Consider the following 18874-nt stretch of genomic DNA (forward strand, 5'->3'; position numbering starts at 1 on the left):
GCGGTACGGTGGCTCCATGGCCGACGCACCCGCACCCCCCGAGCCGGTCCGCTGGCTGTCCGACGACGAGCAGCAGGCCTGGCGCAGCTTCGTGACCGGCACCCGTCGCCTGCTCGACCGCCTCGAGCGGGACCTCAAGACCCACGGCATCAGCCACGACGACTACGGCGTGCTGGTGGCGCTCTCCGAGGCCGAGGGCGGGCGGCTGCGCATGGCCGAGCTGGCCGATCAGTCGGTCGAGTCGCGCAGCCGGCTCTCGCACCACGTCGGCCGCATGGAGGCCAAGGGCCTGGTGCGCCGCGAGTCCTGCCCCGGCGACCGCCGTGGCTTCTTCGCCGTCATCACCGACGCCGGCCGGGCGCTCATGGCCGAGACCGCCCCCCACCACGTGGCCGGGGTGCGGGCCTACTTCCTGGACCAGGTCGAGCCGGACGAGCTGGCCGTCATGGCCCGGGCCTTCGCCCGCATGGACGAGGCGATCAGCCCCGTCGGCCGCTGCCCCGGCGCCTGACCCCCGGCACCGGACAGGCGCCCGAACCCGGGCTGTGAGGGGCGGTGATCGCGCCGAGCGCTCCGTAGCCTCGCAGGGCCATGGACGCGCAGATCTACCGGATGATGAGCACCGGCGCGTCGGCGGCCAAGAGCGCCACCCTCACGCCCGGGCTCGTCCGCCGGGTGTGGTCCTTCGCCCACGCCTACCGGGCCCGCACCTTCGGCTTCCTGGCCATCGTGGTGGTGGAGTCGTTCCTGGGCCTCGCTCCCCCGCTGGTCATCAAGGCGATCATCGACGACGCCGTGCCCAAGGACGACCGCCGGCTGGTGACGGTGCTGGCCGGGATCATGATCGTGGTCGCGTTCCTGAACGCCAGCCTGTCGATGGTGGAGCGCTGGCTGTCGTCGACCATCGGCGAGGGCTTGATCTACGACCTCCGCTCGGCCCTGTTCGACCACGTCCAGCGCCAGCCCATCGCCTTCTTCACCCGCACCCAGACCGGCGCGCTGGTGAGCCGCATGAACAACGACGTGATCGGCGCCCAACGGGCGGTCACCGGCACGCTCGGCACGGTGGTCTCCAACGTCGTCACGCTGGCCACCACGCTGGTGGCCATGGCGGTGCTCGAGTGGCGCCTCACCGGCCTGTCGCTGCTCCTGCTCCCGGTCTTCCTGCTGCCCGCCAAGCGGGTGGGTCGCCGCCTCGCCGGCATCACCCGTGAGGGCTTCGACCTGAACGCGTCGATGAACACCACCATGACCGAGCGCTTCGGCGTCTCCGGCGCCCTGCTGGTGAAGCTGTTCGGCCAGCACGACCGCGAGCGCGACGGCTTCGCGGACCGGGCGGCCCGGGTGCGCGACATCGGGGTGCGCAGCGCCATGTACAGCCGCACCTTCGTGGTGGCCCTGACCATGGTCGGCGCGGTGGGCACCGCGGTGATCTACCTGATCGGCGGGCGGCTGGTGATCTCCGGCAGCATCACCACCGGGACGCTGGTCGCGCTCGGGGTGTTCGTGGCGCAGATCTACTCGCCGCTCACCAGCCTCACCAACGCCCGGGTCGACCTCATGACGGCGTTCGTCTCGTTCGACCGCGTGTTCGAGGTGCTCGACGCGCCCAACCCGATCACCGACCACCCCGACGCCGTCGAGCTGGTGGCACCCACCGGGCGCATCGACTTCGACGCCGTCACCTTCGCCTACCCCAGCGGTGCGGAGAGCTCGGTGACCTCGCTGGAGAGCGCCGCGCAGCTCGCCGCGCCGGACCTGGGCAGCGGGCCGGTGCTGCACGACCTGAGCGCCTCGATCCTGCCGGGCGAGCTGGTGGCCATCGTCGGGCCTTCGGGTGCCGGCAAGACGACGCTGACCCAGCTGGTGCCGCGCCTCTACGACACCACCGCCGGCGCGGTGCGCGTCGACGGCCACGACGTGCGCGACCTGACCCAGGCCTCGCTGCGCGCCGCCATCGGCGTGGTGAGCCAGGACCCGCACCTGTTCCACGAGACCGTCGCCGAGAACCTCCGCTACGCCAAGCCGGGGGCCACCCTCGCCGAGATGGAGGCCGCCGCCCGGGCGGCCCGGATCCACGAGGTCATCGCCGCCATGCCCGACGGCTACGACACCGTGGTGGGCGAGCGGGGCCACCGGCTCTCGGGCGGCGAGCAGCAGCGGCTGGCCATCGCCCGCATGCTGCTCAAGGATCCCGCCATCGTGATCCTGGACGAGGCCACCTCGAACCTCGACAGCGAGAACGAGGCGGCCGTGCAGGAGGCCCTCGCCCGGGCGCTCGAGGGCCGGACCTCGCTGGTGATCGCCCACCGGCTCTCCACCATCACCGACGCCGACCGCATCCTCGTGCTCGACCACGGCCGCCTGGTGGAGCAGGGCCGCCACGCCGACCTGCTCGCCGCCGGCGGCCTCTACGCCGACCTCTACCGCACCCTCGTCCGCGCCGACCGCACCGCGCCCTGACCGTTCACCGCACCGTCGCCCGTCCGGGGTTCTGCCACCGGAGACCTGGCGGTAGGGTCGAACAGGAAACGCTGTCCAAACCACGGCACCCCGTCGAAACGCAACCCAAAGGAACCCCACCATGGCCATCGAGCTGCCCCCGCTCCCCTTCGCCAAGGACGCCCTCGCCTCCAAGGGCCTGTCCGAGGAGACCATCGAGTACCACTACGGCAAGCACCACCAGACGTACGTGAACACGCTCAACGGCCTCATCGAGGGCACCGACCACGCCGACTCGTCGCTCGAGGAGATCATCCTCGCCGCCGACGCCGGGCCCCTGTTCAACAACTCGGCCCAGGTCTGGAACCACACCTTCTACTGGAACTGCCTCTCGCCCACCGGCGGCGGCGCCCCCTCCGGCGAGATCGGTGACGCCATCAACTCGGCGTTCGGTTCGTACGAGAAGTTCTCCGAGGAGTTCACCGAGGCCGCCAAGACCACGTTCGGCTCCGGCTGGGCCTGGCTGGTGGACGACGGCGGGCTGAAGATCCAGAAGACCTCCAACGCCGACCTGCCCCTCAAGCACGGCGTGAAGGCGCTCCTCACCATCGACGTGTGGGAGCACGCCTACTACATCGACTACCGCAACGCCCGCCCCGACTACATCGGGAACTTCCTCACCAACCTCGTCAACTGGGACTTCGTGGGCCAGAACCACAGCGCCAGCTGACCCGGCGCCCCGGCCCGTCGCCGGGGCACCTGCAGCACCGCCACGAGGCCCGTGCCCGCCTAGGGCACGGGCCTCGTCGCCCGGGGCCCGGGCCGGGGGGCCGAGCGAGGCGGCTACGGTCCGGGCCGTGGCCGAAGCGTCGTTGTTCGGGGACCAGGAGGTCGGCGGCCCGCCCACGCTCACGGTCGGCGAGCTGGCCGCCCGCATCGCCCGGCTCACCGCCTCGGCCTTCCCCGGCGACCTCTGGGTCGAGGGCCAGATCCGCAACCTGTCCCGCTCCGCCAACGGCCACGCCTACTTCGACCTCGCCGAGCCCACCGCCGCCGGCGAGCAGCCCCGGGCCCAGGTCTCGGTCACCCTCCTCGCACCGGAGCGCAAGCACGTCAACGAGCAGCTGAAGCGGGCCGGCGGGGCCGTGCGGATGGACGACGGCATCGAGGTGCGCATCCAGGGACGCCTGCGCTGGTACGCCCCGCGCGGCACGCTCCAGCTGCGCATGTCCGGCATCGATCCGGCGTTCACCCTCGGGCGCCTGCAGGCCGACCGGGACCGCATCCTCGCGGCGCTCGCCGCCGACGGGCTGGTGGAGGCCAACGGCCGCCTGCCGGTCCCGCTCGTGCCGCTGCGGGTGGGCCTGGTCACCAGCGTCGGCAGCGCCGCCCACGCCGACGTGCTCTCGGAGCTCACCGGCTCCGGGCTGGCGTTCGTGGTGCGCACCGCCGACGCCCGCACCCAGGGCCCCGACGCCGCCCGCTCGGTGGTCCACGCCCTGCACCGCGTGGCCCGCGACGGCGTCGACGTGATCCTGCTGGTCCGCGGCGGCGGGGCCCGCACCGACCTCGCCGGCTTCGACACCGACCTGGTGGCCCGGGCCATCGCCGCCATGCCGGTGCCGGTGTTCACGGGCATCGGCCACGAGGTCGACCGATCCATCGCGGACGAGCTGGCCCACTCGGCCCACAAGACCCCCACCGCCGCGGCCGCCGCCGTGGTCTCGCTGGTGCGGGCCTTCCTCGACCGGGTCGACGAGCGGTGGTCCCAGGCGCGCCGCGCTGCTGCGGCGTCGGCGGCGGTGGCCGACGCCCGCCTCGACCGGCGAGCAGCCCGGGTCGGGCGGGCCGCCACCCGCACCCTGGCCCGCCACACCGATCGCCTCGACGGGGCCGCCAACCGCACCGGGCGCGGCGCCGGGCGGGTGCTCGACCGGGCGGACCACGTGCTCGACGCGTCCCTGGCCGCCGCCACCGGGCGGGCCGAGCGGGGCCTGGCCCGGGCCGACCGGGCGCTGGACGCCCTCGCCGCCCAGGTGCGGGCCCACGACCCGCAGCTCGCCCTCGCCCGCGGCTGGACCATCACCACGACGGCCGACGGCCGGCCCGTCGGCCGCCTGCAGGACCTCACCGCCGGCACGGAGCTGGTCACCCGCTTCGTCGACGGCACCGCCACCAGCACGATCACCACGGTCGATGCCGCCCCACCACCGCCACCCACGAGGAGCGCACCATGAGCGAGCCCACCCCGGTCGCCGAGCTCGGCTACCCCGAAGCCCTCGCCGAGCTCGAGTCCATCCTCGATCGGCTCGAGCACGACGAGCCCGACGTCGACCGCGTGGCCACCGACGTGACGCGGGCGGCCGAGCTGGTCCAGCACTGCCGCGGCCGCATCTCCGCCGCTCGCGTCAAGGTCGAGGAGGTGGTCGGCGGGCTGACGCCCGAGGCCGCCGACCCGGAGGCCGACGGCAGCTGACGCCCGACCGGCGACGCGTCGGCGGGCCTAGCCGTCGGCGGTGTCGCAGCGGGCGTCGAGGGTGAAGGGGAACCCGGTGTCGTCGACGCCGCTGGCGCCGGCTCGCGGCTTGCCGTCGGCGTCGACGCCCACGAGGCGGCCGGACGCCTGGATGCGGCTGCCCCGGATGCGCGCCGAGGTGACGGTGCCCGGCGCCGCCCCGCTCATGCCCCGGCGCTGCCACGACTCCGAGCCGAAGCCCGCCAGCTCCAGCCCGTCGTCGATCACGCTCAGCCCGGTCGACGACGGCACGCCGGTGGCCTTGTCGGCCTTCACGCCCACGACGGCCTGCAGGATCGAGCCCGAGTCGCTGCGCCCGACCACGAACGCCGTCCGCCCGTCGAGGCCGCAGGAGTCGACCTGGTAGGTGGTCGTCTTCCCGCTGACGGTGACCCGAGCCGTCTTGTCGGCGAACTCGTCCTTGCCGCACCCGGTGAGGGCCAGCGCCCCCACGACCAGCACGAGCAGGGCGGCCGCCGTCCTGTGGCCCCGTGGGCCGCGCGATGGGAGCACCGGGCCAGCCTAGGGACGACCGCTTCGGGAGCGAGCGCCGCCCGGCTCGACACGACGACCGCCGGTACGCTGTCCGGGCCGCACCGTGAGGGGGAGGATCGTGCAGCCATCGGCAGGAGACGGTCCCGATCGGCGCCTGGCGCAGCGCGGCGCGGTGGCGGTCGTCGTGGTCGTGGTCCTGCTCGCCGGGTGGTGGCAGACCCGCGACCGGTCGAGCAGCGACCGTGCGTCCCCGGCGCGATCGGCAGCAGCCACGGCGTCCACCGCCTCCGCCACGTCGACCACCTCACCGGACCCGATGTGCGCGCCGCCGTCCATGGCGGCCATGGGCGGGCACCACGAAGGGGCGGCGACGGTCAGCCAGGTGGACGGGCGCTGGGAGCGCTCGTTCGGCAACCCCGACCCCCACGTCGACACCTCCTCTGTGCCGTTCGACGCACCGCCGACCGACGCCCAGCGCAAGGCCGCGGCCTCGTTCGTCGCTGCGGTCCGAGCACGGGCGACCACGAAGGGGTGGGCCGACCCCGCAGCGGCGCAGCGCGACGGCTACGAGCCCATGCAGACGTGCAGCAGCCACTGGGTGGACCGCCGGGCCCTGTTCGACGACCGGGTGCTCGACCCCGACCACCCCGAGTTCCTCGTGTACGCCCAGACCCCCGAGGGCTCCCGGCTCGAGTCGGTGATGTTCGCTGCGGCGACCGCCGATGCCCACGGGCCCCAGCCCTTCGGCTCGCTCGCGGTGTGGCACTACCACCGGGCCGACGGCGGGCTGTGCATGGAGCGCGGGATGCTCGTGCCGGACCAGACGACCGGCCCCGACGACTGCCCGGCGGGGACCGAGCCCCGCCAGCGGACCGAGGAGATGCTCCACGTGATGCTCGACCCGACCGGTCCGGCGTTCGCCACCGGCATGTAGCCGCGCCGACGACGGGCCACCGTCGGGCATCCCGTTAGAGTCGCCCAGATGTTGACGCTGGTGACGGGAGGAGCGGGCTTCATCGGGTCGAACCTGGCCGATGAGCTGCTCCGGCAGGGCCATGAGGTGCGCATCCTCGACGACCTCTCCACCGGACGGGCGGAGAACCTCCCCGGCGATGCCGCCTTCTTCGAGGGCTCGGTCACCGACGTCGAGCTGCTCGAACGGGCGATGGACGGGGTCGAGGTCGTGTTCCACCAGGCCGCCCTCGGCTCGGTGGCCCGCTCGGTCGACGCCCCCCCTCGTCTCCGACGACGCCAACACCCACGGCACCCTGGCCGTGCTCGACGCCGCCCACCGCCTCGGCGCCCGCCGCGTGGTCCAGGCCTCGTCCAGCAGCGTCTACGGCGGGGCCGACGTCCGGCCCACCCCGGAGTCCACCCCCCTGCTGCCGCGATCGCCCTACGCGGTCACCAAGCTGGTGGGCGAGCACTACGCCCGGGTCTTCGCCGAGCTCCACGGGCTCGAGACCGTCGCCCTGCGCTACTTCAACGTCTACGGCCCCCGGCAGCGGCCGGATGCGGCCTACGCCGCCGTCATCCCGCTGTTCATCAGCGCCCTGCGCGCCGGGACCTCGCCCCAGATCCACGGCGACGGCCACCAGAGCCGGGACTTCGCCTTCGTGAGCGACGTCGTGGCGGCCAACCTGGCCGCGGCCACCGCGCCGGCGGAGGTGTGCTCGGGCCGGGCGTACAACATCGCGGGCGGACGGGAGCAGTCGCTGGTCGAGCTGCTCGCCGTCCTCCAGCAGATCCTGGGCGTCGAGACCGAGGCCGTCCACGTCGCCCCGCGGGCGGGGGACGTCCGCCACAGCTCGGCCGACCTCTCCGCGGCCGCCGCCGACCTCGGGTACGTGCCGTCGGTGTCGTTCGAGGACGGGCTGGCCCGCACGGTCGAGCACTTCGTCGCCGCCGGCGCCTGAACCGACCGGTCCACCGGCCGCCCACGGCCGGGTGCCGATGGGGTGGTCATCTCCGACCGGCCGTAGGGTTGCCGCCATGTCCGGCCCGTCGCCGACCCCCGGAACCCAGCAGCTGCCAGCCGATCTCGTCGCCATCGCGGAGCGGGTGGAGCACCGGGTGGGCGCCCTGCTCGACGAGGAGCGCCGGCGCTGGTCGGCCCTGGACCCCGCCCTGGCCGAGCCCATCGAGGCCCTGCGCGGCCTGGTGATGGCCGGCGGCAAGCGCCTGCGCCCGGCCTTCTGCCACTGGGGCTTCGTGGGCGCCGGCGGCGACCCCGACGATCCTCGCGTGGTCGACGCGGGGGCCGCCTTCGAGCTCCTCCAGGGCTTCGCCCTCATCCACGACGACGTCATGGACGGCTCGGCGGTCCGCCGCGGCGGCCCCACCGTGCACCGCCAGTTCGTGGAGCGCCACGCCGAATCGGGCTGGGCCGCCGAAGGCCGCCGCTTCGGCGAGGGCGTCGCCGTCCTGGTGGGCGACCTCGCCCTGGTCTACGCCGACCAGCTGCTGCCGGCCGGCCCGGTCGAGCTCGGGCGCCACTGGGACGAGCTGCGCATCGAGCTCAACATCGGCCAGTACCTCGACCTGCTGGGGACGGCCATCGCCCAGCGCGACCGGGCCGCCGCCCGTCGCATCGCCCGCTACAAGTCGGGCAAGTACACCATCGAGCGGCCGCTCCAGCTCGGCGCCACGCTGGCCGGCCGCCACGACCTCACCGAGCCGCTCAGCCGCTACGGCGACCCGCTGGGCGAGGCCTTCCAGCTGCGCGACGACGTCCTCGGCGTGTTCGGCGACTCCGCCCGCACCGGCAAGCCGGTCGGCGACGACCTGCGCGAGGGCAAGCCCACCCTGCTGCTCGCCGTCGCCGACGAGCAGGCGACACCGGCCCAGCAGGTCCTGCTCGCCCAGGTGGGCGACCCGGACCTCGGCGCCCAGGCCATCGCCGACCTCCAGGGGGTGCTGGTGGCCACCGGCGCCCTGGCCGAGGCGGAGCGCCAGATCGCCGAGCTGGCCGAGCGAGCGGTCGCCGCCCTCGCCACCATCCCGGTCACCGACCCGGCTCGCGCCGCCCTCCGGGACCTCGCCGCCTTCGTCGTCGCCCGCGACGCCTGACGCCCACCCGGACCGCCGCCGACCGACCGCCCCACACCCCCCCTCCCCCGAACTTGTGGGCCCACACCGCCGGAAACGGCAGCCTCCGCCCACAAGTTGCCGAGGGAGACCGCGCCGCTCTCGAACTTGTGGGCCCACACCGCCGGAAACGGCAGCCTCCGCCCACAAGTTGCCCGGAAGGGGTGGGTGGGGTCGGTGCAGGGCCGTATCGCGGCGTGACCGGGTGGTCGGGTCGGGGTCAGGGGGCGGGGGTGGGGGTGGCGTCGGCGAAGAGGCGGAGGGCTTCGGGGAGCGTCACCGAGGCGACGCCGTGCTCGTCGGCCACCGCACTGAGCCAAGGCGGGCGCACCACGCCGGCCACCGCGATGGGGGTCTCGAGGCCGGAGAACTGCTGGGCCTGGCGGACGAAGGCGGTGGCGTAGTCGGCCGGGCGGACGTCCTGGGACAGCTCGGCCAGCGCATAGGGATCGGGGGTGGTGGGCGCGTCGCCATCCGAGCTACGGACCGGGCGCAGCGCCGAGGGCGAGTGGGGGCTCGGGCCGCCGCCGGCCAGGCCGGGCCCGTCAGTGAGGATGGCGCCGACCACCGATCGGGGCCGGGCCCCGGCGATGAGCAGGGCGACGTAGGCCCCGAGGCCCCGGCCGAGCACGGTGGCCTCCCCCAGGTGGGCCAGGGCGTGGTCGGCGTCGGCCATGAGCACCTCGGCGGTGTAGCCGCCGCCGGCCGATGACGTCGACGCGCCGTGGCCGGTGAGGTCGAGGCCCCAGACGGGCCCGGGCCACGCCGCCAGGTGGCGGGGCACCTCGTCCGGCGTGCGCTCGCCGAGGCCGTGCAGGAGCAGCAGGGCCCGGCCCTCGCCCGCCCGGAGCTGGTGCAGGGCGAGGTCGACGTTGACGTGGCGGAGCACCACGGTGGATCGCGCGCTCACGAGAGGAACCCCACGATCAGGTCGGCCACCACGGCCGGCTTCTCCACGTGCATGAAGTGGCCCACCCCGTCGAGCGGCACGAAGCGGGCGCCCGGCGGGAGGTTCGGGTGGACGTCCTCCGGCAGCGTGCCCCAGCCCATGACCTCGAGCTCGAGGCCGAGCACGCAGAGCACCGGCATGCCGAGCGAGGGCAGGCGGGCCATGGACCACTCGGGGCGCCAGGGGCCGAAGCCGCCGGGCCGCATGGCCGGGTCGATCTTCCAGCGCCAGCCGTCGTCCTCCTGGAACGCACCGATGGGCACGACGTAGCGCAGCCACGCCGGGTCGAGCCGCGGGTTCATCCGCCCCCGCCGTTCCGCGAGCTCGGCGATGGTGCCCGGGCGGCGGACCTTGGTGGTGGCCTTGCGGCGGTGGTCGAGCCAGCCCGCCAGCTCGCCGTTGAGCAGCTTGGTGCGGTGGTGCTCGGGCACGTCGGGCCACGACCGGGCCGACGGGAGCCCGTCGAGGTTGACGAGGTGCGAGACCCGGTGGGGCTGGGCGTCGGCGAGCTGGAGCATCAGCGCCCCGCCCTTCGAGTGGCCCACCACGGGCAGCGAGCGGGCGCCGGTGGCGTCCAGCACGGCGAGGGCGTCGCGCAGGTCGGCCTCCCAGGAGTACAGGTGGGCGTGCGACGAGTCGCCGTGGCCCCGCTGGTCCCAGCTGACCACCCGCCAGCCGGCGTCGGCCACCAGCGGGGCGAGCAGGTCGAAGGTGCCGGCGAAGTCGAAGCCGCCGTGGGCGAAGAGGACCGGCGGCGCCGCCTCGTCACCCCACTCCCACACGGCGAGCTGCACGCCGTCGGCGTCGATGGTGCGGTGCCGGTCGGGGCGGCGGGCACCGGGGTACGACGGCGCCGCAGCGTCGCCTCGGGTGGGCGCGAGCGACGGCGGAGCAGCGGCGGGGAGGACCACGGCGGCAGGCTACCGCCTGGACTTGACCCGTCGGTCAAGTCCCGGCGCCCGCCCGTGGCTGGCGGACCCCCTTCCCGAGCGCCCCGACCCCTACAGTGGCGGGGTTGTGACCGGACTGCACCCCGACACCGAAGCGAGCCCCTCCGAGGCCGCCGCCACCGGTGCGGAGCCGTCCCCCGCCTCCCGACGCGCCGCCCTGCTCCAGCGCTTCCGCCCTGCCGGCGCCGGTTCAGCGGCCGGTGGGCACAAGCACCTCCTCACCGGTTCCAGCGTGCTGGTGGTGGGCGCCGCGGTGCAGGGGCTCGGCGGCATGGTCTTCTCGCTGATCGTGGCCCAGTGGGACACCAAGGCCCACTTCGGCGACGCCTCGGCGCTGTTCACCTCCGTCCTCTTCGTGACCTACCTCGCCGGGCTGGGCCTGCCCGTGGCGCTGGCCCGCTACTCGGCCGACCGGTCCGAGGGCAGCCACGTCATCTTCGCCTGGGGCGCCCTGGCCACCTCCATCTCCTCGGTGGTGGCCTCGGGGCTCTACCTGGCCGTCGTGCACCCCAAGGCCGCCCACGTGCTGTGGGACTGGCACCCGATCGGCGGCTTCGTGCTGTTCGCCCTGGTGGTCATGGGCTCGGCGTTCTCGCTGGTGGTCGACGTCCGGTGCATGACCATGCGCCGCTGGAACCTCGTGCTGGCCCGCATCGGCATCGTGGCGGTGGCCAAGGTCCTCCTGCTGCCCATCGGCCAGACCTCCGAGCACCGACCGGTGCTGCTGTTCCTCTACCTCGGCGGCCCGGTGGCCATCTCCGGCTTCGTGGGGATGGCGCTGGTGAACCGCATCACCGGCGGCCGCCACCGCCTGGCGCCCAAGCCCCCCACCGCCCGCTCGGCCGTCCGCTACTCGCTCATCAACTACCTCTCCACCCTCGCCTACCAGGCGCCCTACTTCGCCCTCCCGGTGATCGTGCTGGTGCACGTCGACAGCGCCACCAACTCCAGCTTCTACGTGGCATGGGGCATCGTGGCCATCGCCTTCTACGTCCCGTCGGCCATCGGCCAGGCGCTGCTGGCCGAGGGCGGCAAGGACGGGGCGCAGCTCCGCTCGCAGATGCGCCTGGCCATGCTGCTGGCCGTCGGCCTCATGGCCGCCGGCACCGTCGTCACCTTCCTGGGCAAGGGGGTGGTGGTGGCGGCCTACGGCGAGGACTACCGCGACAGCGCCCACATCCTGCCGGCGATGATGCTGGCCGGCATCCCCTGGGCCCTCAGCTCGCTGTACCTGACCGAGGCCCGCGTCATGCACCGCCACGCCAGCACGGTGATCATCACCATCACCCTCACGCTGGCCATCATCGTGCCGGCGCTCATCCTGGTGCCGGGCACCGGCAAGGGCCACGGCCTCGACGGCGCCTCCACCTCGTGGCTGGTGGGCAACGTGTTCGCGGCCATCGTGGCCACCGGGGTCACCTGGGTCGGGCGGCGCACCACCGCCGACCGCTCGGCGGCGGCCGAGCTCGATCCGCTCCTGCCGGTCGCCTAGCTTCGGCGCCTCGACCTACGAGGTCTTGGCGGTGCCGGTGCAGGGGCCGTCGTCGGCGGCCCGGTAGGTGGGTTCGGTGGCGGCCGACGCGAAGTCCACCGTCCAGTCGGCCACCTCCGACGCCGTGACCAGCCCGCCGTCGACCAGCACCGACTTGTCGACGGGATAGGCCTGGTTGACGGCGTGGTAGCGCTCGGTGGCCAGCTTCAGGGTGCGCAGCTGGGTCTGGCAGTTGCTCGAGGACGTCTCGTGGCGGATGTTGCGCACCGAGACCGTGGCCACCACCAGCAGGCCGACCACGAAGACCAGGACCAGGGCGAGCTCGGCGAAGGTGAAGCCCGCCTGTCCTCGCCACCGCCCGTCGCTGCGTTCCACGGCGGAGACGGTACTGCACGGCCCATGCCTCCCCCGGGCGCGACGGTGCCGGGACCACGCCCGCTGGGGGCACGATCCCGGCACGGTCACGACGCCGTCAGGCGGCAGGCTTGAAGTAGCCCTGCACGTCGATCACGAAGTTCGACGAGTTGGTGTAGTTGGCGGCGCTGAGCTCCGGGTAGCCCGCAGCGAGGGCGATCGCCCCCGTGTTGGTGGTGCCCTGGCCCTTGCTGAAGTTCAGGAAGGTGGCGTTCGGCCGGCTGGCGGTCGACGGCCAGATCCGGAAGTAGCCGCCACCGGCCGGGCTGACGGCGCTGACCGAGCCCTCGATGGCCTTGGTGCCCGAGGGGATCCCGCAACCGCTCGCGGTGCCGCCCTGGGCGCTCAGCCCGGTGCCGACCACCTTGAACGTCCGTGTGGCGTCGGCAGCCATGGCGCCGCCGCCAGCCCGGGTGTCGACGATGCGGCACGGCGTGATGGGCACGTAGAGCGTGCCGCCGGCGACGGTGCCGGCGAGGGCGTAGTAGCCCTGCACGTCGATCACGTAGTGCGACCGGTTGCCGAAGTTCCGGATGGTGAGGTCCTTCGTCGCCGTGGTGCTGAGGGTCAGGGCACCGGTGTTGGTGGTGTCCTGGTTGGCGGCGTAGTTGATGAACGTGGCGTTGGGCGCCGCGGTCCCGGCCGGCCAGGCCCGGAAGTAGCCGCCGCCCGTGTGGCTGAGCGCGGTGACCGAGGCCTCCACGGCCTGGGCGTTGTCGGGGATGCCACAGCCGTTGTTCTGAGCGCCCTGGGCGCCGAACTCGGTGCCGGTGCCGCCGACCCGCACGTCGCGCTGCTCACCGGTGATGAGCGCACCGCCGCCGAAGCGGGTGTCGACCACCCGGCACGGCGTGATCGGCACGAAGACCGTGCCGTTGTCGACGGGCGGGTACGAGAAGTAGCCCTGGACGTCGATCACGTAGTGGGCCTTGGCCCCGAAGCTCCGCATGGTCAGGCCCTGGATCTGGTTGGCGGCCAGCGTCAAGGAGCCGGTGTTGGTGGTGCTCTTGCCCTTGGTGAAGTTCACGAAGGTGGCGTTCGGTGCCGCCTGGCCCGCCGGCCAGGCCCGGAAGAAGCCCGTGGACGCCGGGTCCACCGCGGTGACCGACGCCTCGACGGCCACGGCATCGGCCGGGATGTCGCAGCCGCCGGCCTTGCCGCCCTGGGCGGCGAAGTTGCCGCCGCCCCCGGCGACCTGGATGCTGCGCTGCTGGTCGGCGGCGAAGGCGCCGGGGCCGAAGCGGGTGTCCATCACCCGGCAGGGCGAGATGGCCACGTAGGCCGCACCCTGCGCGCTCGGGATGGTCCCGAGCGGAGTCACCGCGCTGCTGGCGTTCGACTGCACGCCGACGCCGGCGGAGTTCTTCGCCGCCACCCGGAAGGTGTAGGCGGTGCCGTTGGTCAGCCCCGTCACCTGCACGGAGGTGGCGGTGGTGGAGGTGACCTTGGGCGCCTGGGCGGTGGAGCCGATGTAGGGCGTCACCACGTAGCCGGTGATGGCTGCGCCGCCGTTGCTGGTGGGCGCGGTCCAGGAGACCGTGGCGGTGGTGTTGCCCGCGGTGGCGCTGACCCCGGTGGGAGCGGTGGGCACCCCGGCCTTGGTGAAGGTACGGGCAGCGGAGATGCCGATCTGGTTGCTGCTCGCATCGAGGGCCTGCACCCGCCAGTACCAGGTGCCCGCCGCCACGACCTCGATCGGGGCGTAGGAGCTCATGACCGTCACGGTCTGGTTCGCCGGCGAGGCAAAGGTGGAGGTGCTGGCCCGCTGGACGCGGTACGAGCTGGCGCCCTGCACCGGGTTCCAGGCGAGGACCAGGTCGTCGCCGACCGTTGCGGCGTTGGCCGGGGACGTGAGCTGCACGGTGGTGGCCTGCACGGTGAAGACCGGCACGCTGCCGCCGTCGCTCGACCAGGCGCCGACCTTGGAGTCGGCGTCCCGGGCCCGCACCCGCCAGGTGTAGTCACCCGGGGGCAGCACGTTGGTAGGGGTGTGGCGCACGTGCTGGGTGGTGACGCCTGCGACCCGGTTCGACGGCGAGAAGAGGGTGTCGCCGTTCTTGTACACCTCGTACTCGTAGGTGGCGGCGAAGCCGAGGGGGGACCACGCGAACGATGGGGCACCCGAGACGGTCGATCCGTTCAACGGGGAGACCAACGCCGGCGCCGGCGACTTCTTGGTGAAGACCTGCGTGTCGCTCCAGGCCAGGAAGTTGCTGTTGGGGCTGCCGTCGATCGCGCGGACCCGCCAGTAGAGCGGACCCTCCGGGTACGTGCGGTCGGCCGGCGTGTAGAAGGTCTGGTCAACGGTCTTGTCGTCCAGGATCTGGGCGAACGTGTTCACCGTCGACACCTGGATCTGGTAGGTCTTCGCCTCGAGGTCGGTGGTGCCCGGAGCCGGGTTGTCCGGGAGGCCCGACGTGGTCTCCAGGTAGTCCTGCCAGCGGAAGGTCGGGGCGTTCGCCACGTTCACGGCCAGGCCGCTGGCCGGCGAGGTCGGCACCACCTTGGCCGACACCTTCTTGAAGGTCGACGAGGGGGCGGCGGGCGAGGCCCCGTTGGGGTCGAGGCCGCAGGTCAGCGGTGAGCCGCCGCACGCCCGGACGTGCCAGTAGTAGGCCTGGCCGGCGTTGTTGTCGGGCAGCTCCTCCGGCGGCGTGTATGCCGTCTGGTTGCCCATGCTGTAGGTGCGGAGGATCGTGGTGAAGTTCACGTCCGTGGCGATGTAGAGGCGGTACTGGGTTGCGCCGGGCGTGGGGTCCCACGTGAAGGTGGGGATGGCCCGCACGGCGCAGGCGTCCGAGGCGCAGTTGGCCGGGAGGACCCGGTTCACCGGGGTCGAAGCGTTGAAGGTGCCGCCGAGCACCGGCAGCGCGGTGTGGCCGGCCTGGTGCCGGGTCGTGGACCAGAGGCTGGTGACGCCCTCGGGGCCGTCGATGCCGCGGACCCGCCAGTAGTACCCCGACGTGCCGGCCTTGGGTGCGGAGCACGACAGGCCCTGGTAGATCCGGGTCTGGGTGGTGGTGCACGTGTCGAAGACGGTGAAGAACTGGTCGTTGGAGACCTGCAGCTCGTAGCTCGAGGCGTGGTCGATCGACGTCCACTGGAACATGAGGTTGCCGCTGGTGCTGGCGTCCAGGGCGGGTGAGACGAGCGTGGGCTTCGAGAGCCACTGCTTGGTGAAGGTGCGGGCGGCGGACCAGTTGCCGAGGTTGCCCTTGGCGTCGACGGCCTGGACCCGCCAGTAGTACGTCTGGTTGTCGAGGGTCGACGGGAACGTGTAGCGGGTGCCGCGCACGTTGTTGGCGGTGACCGTCAGCGGCTGGGTGAACTCGCTGTCGAGGTCGATCTGGACGTTGTAGACGGCAGCACCGGGAACGGCGTTCCACGAGAGGTCGATGTCGGTGACCCCGGCGGCGTCGCCGGGGGTGGTGAGCGTCGGCGTGGACGGCCACGTCACGTTGTAGGTCCGGGTGGGCGACCAATCGGTGACCACGCCGCCGCCGGAGGTGGTGGACGCACCGCGGACCCGCCAGTAGTACGCCTGGCCGCTGGGCTGGGCCTCGGTCACGGTGAGCGACGTGTTGAACGTCGTGTAGCTCTTGGCGCCGTTGAAGTCGGCGGCGTCGTCAACCTCGAGCACGTAGCTCTTCGATCCGGCGGTGGGGGTCCAGGAGAACGAGGGCGGGTCGGTGGGGAAGGTCAGGGTGGCGTTGTTCGCCGGGGCCTGCGGGGTGGGGCCCGCCAGGCCCTTGGTGAACGTGGCGGTGGCGAACGGGCCGGCGTTGTTGCCGTCGTCCAGGCCGGCCACCCGCCAGTACACGGTGCCGGTGGGCAGCTCGTTGATGGGCGTGTAGTTCGAGTTCGTGGTGGTGTCGCTGAAGAGCGTGGTGCCGAAGCCCGGGTCCGTCGAGCCCTGCACGCGGTAGCGGATGGCGTCCGGGAGCCGGTTCCAGCTCAGGGGCGGGTTGCCGCCGACCGAGTCGCCGTTCGGCGACAAGCCGGTGGGCGCGCTGGTGGGCGCGACCGCGCCGACCTCCTGCGCCGCCAGGGGGACGATCGTGACCAGCAGGACTGCGGCGGCCGAAGCCACCAGTGCCCGAACCCGAAGACGCGCCATGGTCCATTCCTTCCGTCGGTGCGCCAAGAGGCGCAGACCAAGCCCCCCCGAATGGACCGACCGGGGCCGAGGCCCGCGACTGCTCCCCCCTCGGAACGACGGCCACGAGACTACCGCATGATCGCTCGCGCCCAAAGGCCCGGGTGGGTGGTTCGTCCCGGTCCGGCCGCGCCGAACCGGGACGCCCAGGTCAGCGGGCCGGCGGGGCCCCAGGGGCGGCCAGCATGCGCTTCAGCTCGTCCGGGTTGTGGGCCCGGCGCATGGCCTGGTCCGCGTTCACCACGCCGCTGCGGACCAGGCCGGCGAGCGCTTCGTCCATCAGCTGCATGCCCAGGCGCTTGCCCGAGGCCATGGCGTTGTGGATCTGGTGCACCTTGCCGTCGCGGATGAGGGCCCGGATCGCGGTGTTGGCCACCAGCACCTCGCACGCCATGGCCCGGCTGCGACCGTCGGCGGTGGGGACCAGCTGCTGGGTGGACACGCCCACCAGCGAGTTGGCGAGCTGGATCCGGACCTGGCCCTGCTGGCCGGGAGGGAAGACGTCGATGATGCGGTCGACGGTCTGGGCGGCGTCCTGGGTGTGGAGCGTGCCGAACACGAGGTGCCCGGTCTCGGCAGCGGTGATGGCGGTGGAGATCGTCTCGAGGTCGCGCATCTCGCCCACGAGGATGACGTCGGGGTCCTGGCGCATGGCCGAGGTGAGCGCTCGGCCGAAGCCGCTGGTGTCCTCGCCCACCTCGCGCTGGTTCACCAGCGACATCTGGGACCGGTGGACGAACTCGATCGGGTCCTCGATCGTGATGATGTGGCTCTGCCGGGAGCGGTTCACGATGTCGATCAGCGATGCGAGGGTGGTCGACTTGCCGGAGCCCGTCGGCCCGGTGACCAGCACGAGGCCGCGAGGCAGGTCGGCCCAGGTCCGGATGATCTCTGGGGCGCCCAGCTGCTCGAACGGGACGACGTCGTAGGGGATCACGCGGAACGCTGCGCCCACGGCGTTGCGCTGGACGAACACGTTCACCCGGAAGCGCACCTTGGCGCCCATGGCGTGCGACGTGTCGAGCTCGTTGGTCTCCTCGAAGCGCTCCTTCTGGCGCCCGGTGAGGATGGAGTACACCATCTCGCGCACCGTCGAGGCGCTGAGGACCGGCTCGTCGGGCATGCGCATCAGCTCGCCCACCAGGCGCACCATCGGCGGCTGGCCGGCGGCGAGGTGCAGGTCGGACCCGCCGAGCTCGATGGTGCGGTCGAAGAGCCGGTAGAGGTCGGGCGACGGCTGGCCGCGGTCGCCGGACTGGGCGACGGGCTCCTCGCCGCCGTACGCCGCCGCCAGGGCCGCGTCGATGCCGGACGCCTCGGCCACACCGACCTCGAGCTCGAGCTGCGCCGTCGTGCGCAGGTGCTCGGCCACGGCTTGGACGGCCGCCGCGTCGAGGGGCGACTGGAACACCACCAGCACGGCATCGCCGGCGTGGCGCAGCGGGACGGCCCGCGACGAGCGGGCGAGGGGCTCCGGCAGCAGGCCGGGTGCCTCGGGGTGCACGACCTCGTCGGTGAAGTCGATGAAGCGGGCACCGGCGGACGCCGCCCAGGCTGCGGCGAGGTCGCGGGGGTGGAGGTCGACGGCGCGGGCCAGCACCTCGGGGAACGGCGAGCCGGTGCGGGCGGCCTCGTCGAGGGCGGCCTCGACCTCGTCCCGGGTGAGCACGTGGCGGTCGATGAGCGCCGCGCCGAAGCGTCGGGCCTGGCTGCTGAGCATGCGGTTTCCCCTCCAGATCACCGGCCCCTCCGGCGCGGCGTCGAGAGACTACCCGCCGGAGGCTCGGCCGTCGGAGGCCCAGGGCAGCCCGGGTCCGAGCCGGCCCCCGGACGCGGAAGGGCCCGCCCCGAAGGGCGGGCCCGTTCCGTCAGTGCAGGTGGACCGCTATCAGGCGGGGCAGTCCGTGGTGTTGATGCCGTTGTTCTGCGACGGATCGGTGTTGATGCGCTGCAGGTCACCGGTCGAGCCGGTGATGTCCCACCACGTGGGGGAGTCCTGGAGGTACTTCTTGCCGGTGGTGAGCTGGCTGATGCTCGTGGGGTAGCCACCCTCCTGGGCGTTGTATGCCTCGACGGCGGTCTTCACGACGCTCTGCTCGGTCTTGCACGCGTTGGTCTTGCCCTTGTCGGTGATGCCGTTGACGGCGAACACCACGACCGCGGCGAGGATGCCGAGGATCACGATGACGACCAGGAGCTCGATGAGCGTGAAGCCCTTGGCGCTGAGGCTCTTCTCGTTCCAGTCCTGCTGTGACTTGATGTGCTTGAGCACGTTCCCCCCTAGGGAATTGACTTGGTTGTCGGTCCCGAAGCCGGCGGCCTCAGGTGCTGTCGGCTCCGAATCGGACCGCTTTGCGATCTTACGAAGCTTTGC

16 protein-coding genes and 1 pseudogene are annotated in these 18874 nt (G+C 73.0%); 10 read left to right on the forward strand and 7 right to left on the reverse strand.

The window, feature by feature from the left end; translation table 11 throughout:
• The first annotated feature begins 16 nt into the window (after positions 1-16).
• The 5 genes from KSP35_RS14265 (at position 17) to xseB (ending at position 4918) form a co-directional block, all read left to right on the forward strand.
• Positions 17-511, forward strand: a complete 495-nt coding sequence (locus tag KSP35_RS14265) for a MarR family winged helix-turn-helix transcriptional regulator (protein WP_216996472.1) — start codon at positions 17-19, stop codon at positions 509-511.
• Between the two features lie 80 nt (positions 512-591).
• Positions 592-2463: an ABC transporter ATP-binding protein gene (locus KSP35_RS14270; RefSeq protein WP_254126774.1), complete on the forward strand. Its 1872-nt coding sequence runs from the start codon at positions 592-594 to the stop codon at positions 2461-2463.
• Between the two features lie 121 nt (positions 2464-2584).
• Positions 2585-3172 (forward strand): superoxide dismutase, encoded by a 588-nt coding sequence (locus KSP35_RS14275; RefSeq protein ID WP_216996473.1) that lies wholly within the window; start codon positions 2585-2587, stop codon positions 3170-3172.
• Between the two features lie 127 nt (positions 3173-3299).
• Complete coding sequence (xseA, locus tag KSP35_RS14280; RefSeq protein WP_216996474.1) at positions 3300-4679, forward strand: exodeoxyribonuclease VII large subunit; 1380 nt, start codon at positions 3300-3302, stop codon at positions 4677-4679.
• Positions 4676-4918 (forward strand): exodeoxyribonuclease VII small subunit, encoded by a 243-nt coding sequence (gene xseB, locus KSP35_RS14285; protein ID WP_216996475.1) that lies wholly within the window; start codon positions 4676-4678, stop codon positions 4916-4918. Before xseA ends, xseB begins: the two co-directional genes overlap by 4 nt.
• Before the next feature lie 27 nt (positions 4919-4945).
• On the opposite strand, the gene KSP35_RS14290 is transcribed toward xseB, so the two are convergent.
• Positions 4946-5470 (reverse strand): hypothetical protein, encoded by a 525-nt coding sequence (locus KSP35_RS14290; RefSeq protein WP_216996476.1) that lies wholly within the window; start codon positions 5468-5470, stop codon positions 4946-4948.
• Between the two features lie 100 nt (positions 5471-5570).
• Here KSP35_RS14290 and KSP35_RS14295 point away from each other — a divergent pair, with 100 nt between their 5' ends.
• The 4 genes and pseudogenes from KSP35_RS14295 to KSP35_RS14305 all read left to right on the forward strand — a co-directional run bounded on the left by KSP35_RS14295 (position 5571) and on the right by KSP35_RS14305 (position 8521).
• The gene (locus tag KSP35_RS14295; protein ID WP_216996477.1) at positions 5571-6386 is read left to right on the forward strand and encodes a hypothetical protein; all 816 of its coding nucleotides are present in this window, start codon (positions 5571-5573) and stop codon (positions 6384-6386) included.
• Between the two features lie 48 nt (positions 6387-6434).
• Positions 6435-6623: pseudogene (locus KSP35_RS25975) on the forward strand (NAD-dependent epimerase/dehydratase family protein); the annotation flags it as partial.
• Positions 6565-7368: an NAD-dependent epimerase/dehydratase family protein gene (locus KSP35_RS14300; protein WP_254126775.1), complete on the forward strand. Its 804-nt coding sequence runs from the start codon at positions 6565-6567 to the stop codon at positions 7366-7368. The pseudogene KSP35_RS25975 and the gene KSP35_RS14300, both read left to right, overlap by 59 nt.
• 76 nt (positions 7369-7444) lie before the next feature.
• Positions 7445-8521: a polyprenyl synthetase family protein gene (locus KSP35_RS14305; protein WP_216996479.1), complete on the forward strand. Its 1077-nt coding sequence runs from the start codon at positions 7445-7447 to the stop codon at positions 8519-8521.
• 238 nt (positions 8522-8759) lie between these two features.
• Here the strand turns inward: KSP35_RS14305 and KSP35_RS14310 are convergent, their stop codons facing one another.
• Both KSP35_RS14310 and KSP35_RS14315 read right to left on the reverse strand, forming a co-directional pair.
• A complete protein-coding gene (locus tag KSP35_RS14310; protein ID WP_216996480.1) occupies positions 8760-9449 on the reverse strand; it encodes an alpha/beta fold hydrolase in 690 nt (229 codons plus the stop codon).
• Entirely contained in the window at positions 9446-10399 is a 954-nt protein-coding gene (locus KSP35_RS14315; protein WP_216996481.1) for an alpha/beta fold hydrolase, read from the reverse strand. Before KSP35_RS14315 ends, KSP35_RS14310 begins: the two co-directional genes overlap by 4 nt.
• A 106-nt stretch (positions 10400-10505) precedes the next feature.
• Between KSP35_RS14315 and KSP35_RS14320 the strand changes: the two genes are divergently transcribed.
• On the forward strand, positions 10506-11930 hold the full coding sequence (locus KSP35_RS14320; RefSeq protein ID WP_216996482.1) for a lipopolysaccharide biosynthesis protein: 1425 nt from the start codon (positions 10506-10508) through the stop codon (positions 11928-11930).
• A 15-nt stretch (positions 11931-11945) separates the two neighbouring features.
• Here the strand turns inward: KSP35_RS14320 and KSP35_RS14325 are convergent, their stop codons facing one another.
• The 4 genes from KSP35_RS14325 to KSP35_RS14340 form a co-directional block, all read right to left on the reverse strand.
• On the reverse strand, positions 11946-12305 hold the full coding sequence (locus KSP35_RS14325) for a hypothetical protein (RefSeq protein WP_216996483.1): 360 nt from the start codon (positions 12303-12305) through the stop codon (positions 11946-11948).
• A 97-nt stretch (positions 12306-12402) separates the two neighbouring features.
• The gene (locus tag KSP35_RS14330) at positions 12403-16461 is read right to left on the reverse strand and encodes a fibronectin type III domain-containing protein (protein WP_216996484.1); all 4059 of its coding nucleotides are present in this window, start codon (positions 16459-16461) and stop codon (positions 12403-12405) included.
• Positions 16462-16651: 190 nt separating this feature from the next.
• A complete protein-coding gene (locus KSP35_RS14335) occupies positions 16652-18220 on the reverse strand; it encodes a PilT/PilU family type 4a pilus ATPase (protein ID WP_216996485.1) in 1569 nt (522 codons plus the stop codon).
• A 168-nt stretch (positions 18221-18388) separates the two neighbouring features.
• Entirely contained in the window at positions 18389-18772 is a 384-nt protein-coding gene (locus KSP35_RS14340) for a type II secretion system protein (RefSeq protein ID WP_216996486.1), read from the reverse strand.
• Between the last annotated feature and the right edge of the window lie 102 nt (positions 18773-18874).

It is taken from the genome of Aquihabitans sp. G128 (genome assembly GCF_019048865.1).
In the GTDB taxonomy this organism is placed as follows: Bacteria; Actinomycetota; Acidimicrobiia; order Acidimicrobiales; family Iamiaceae; genus Aquihabitans.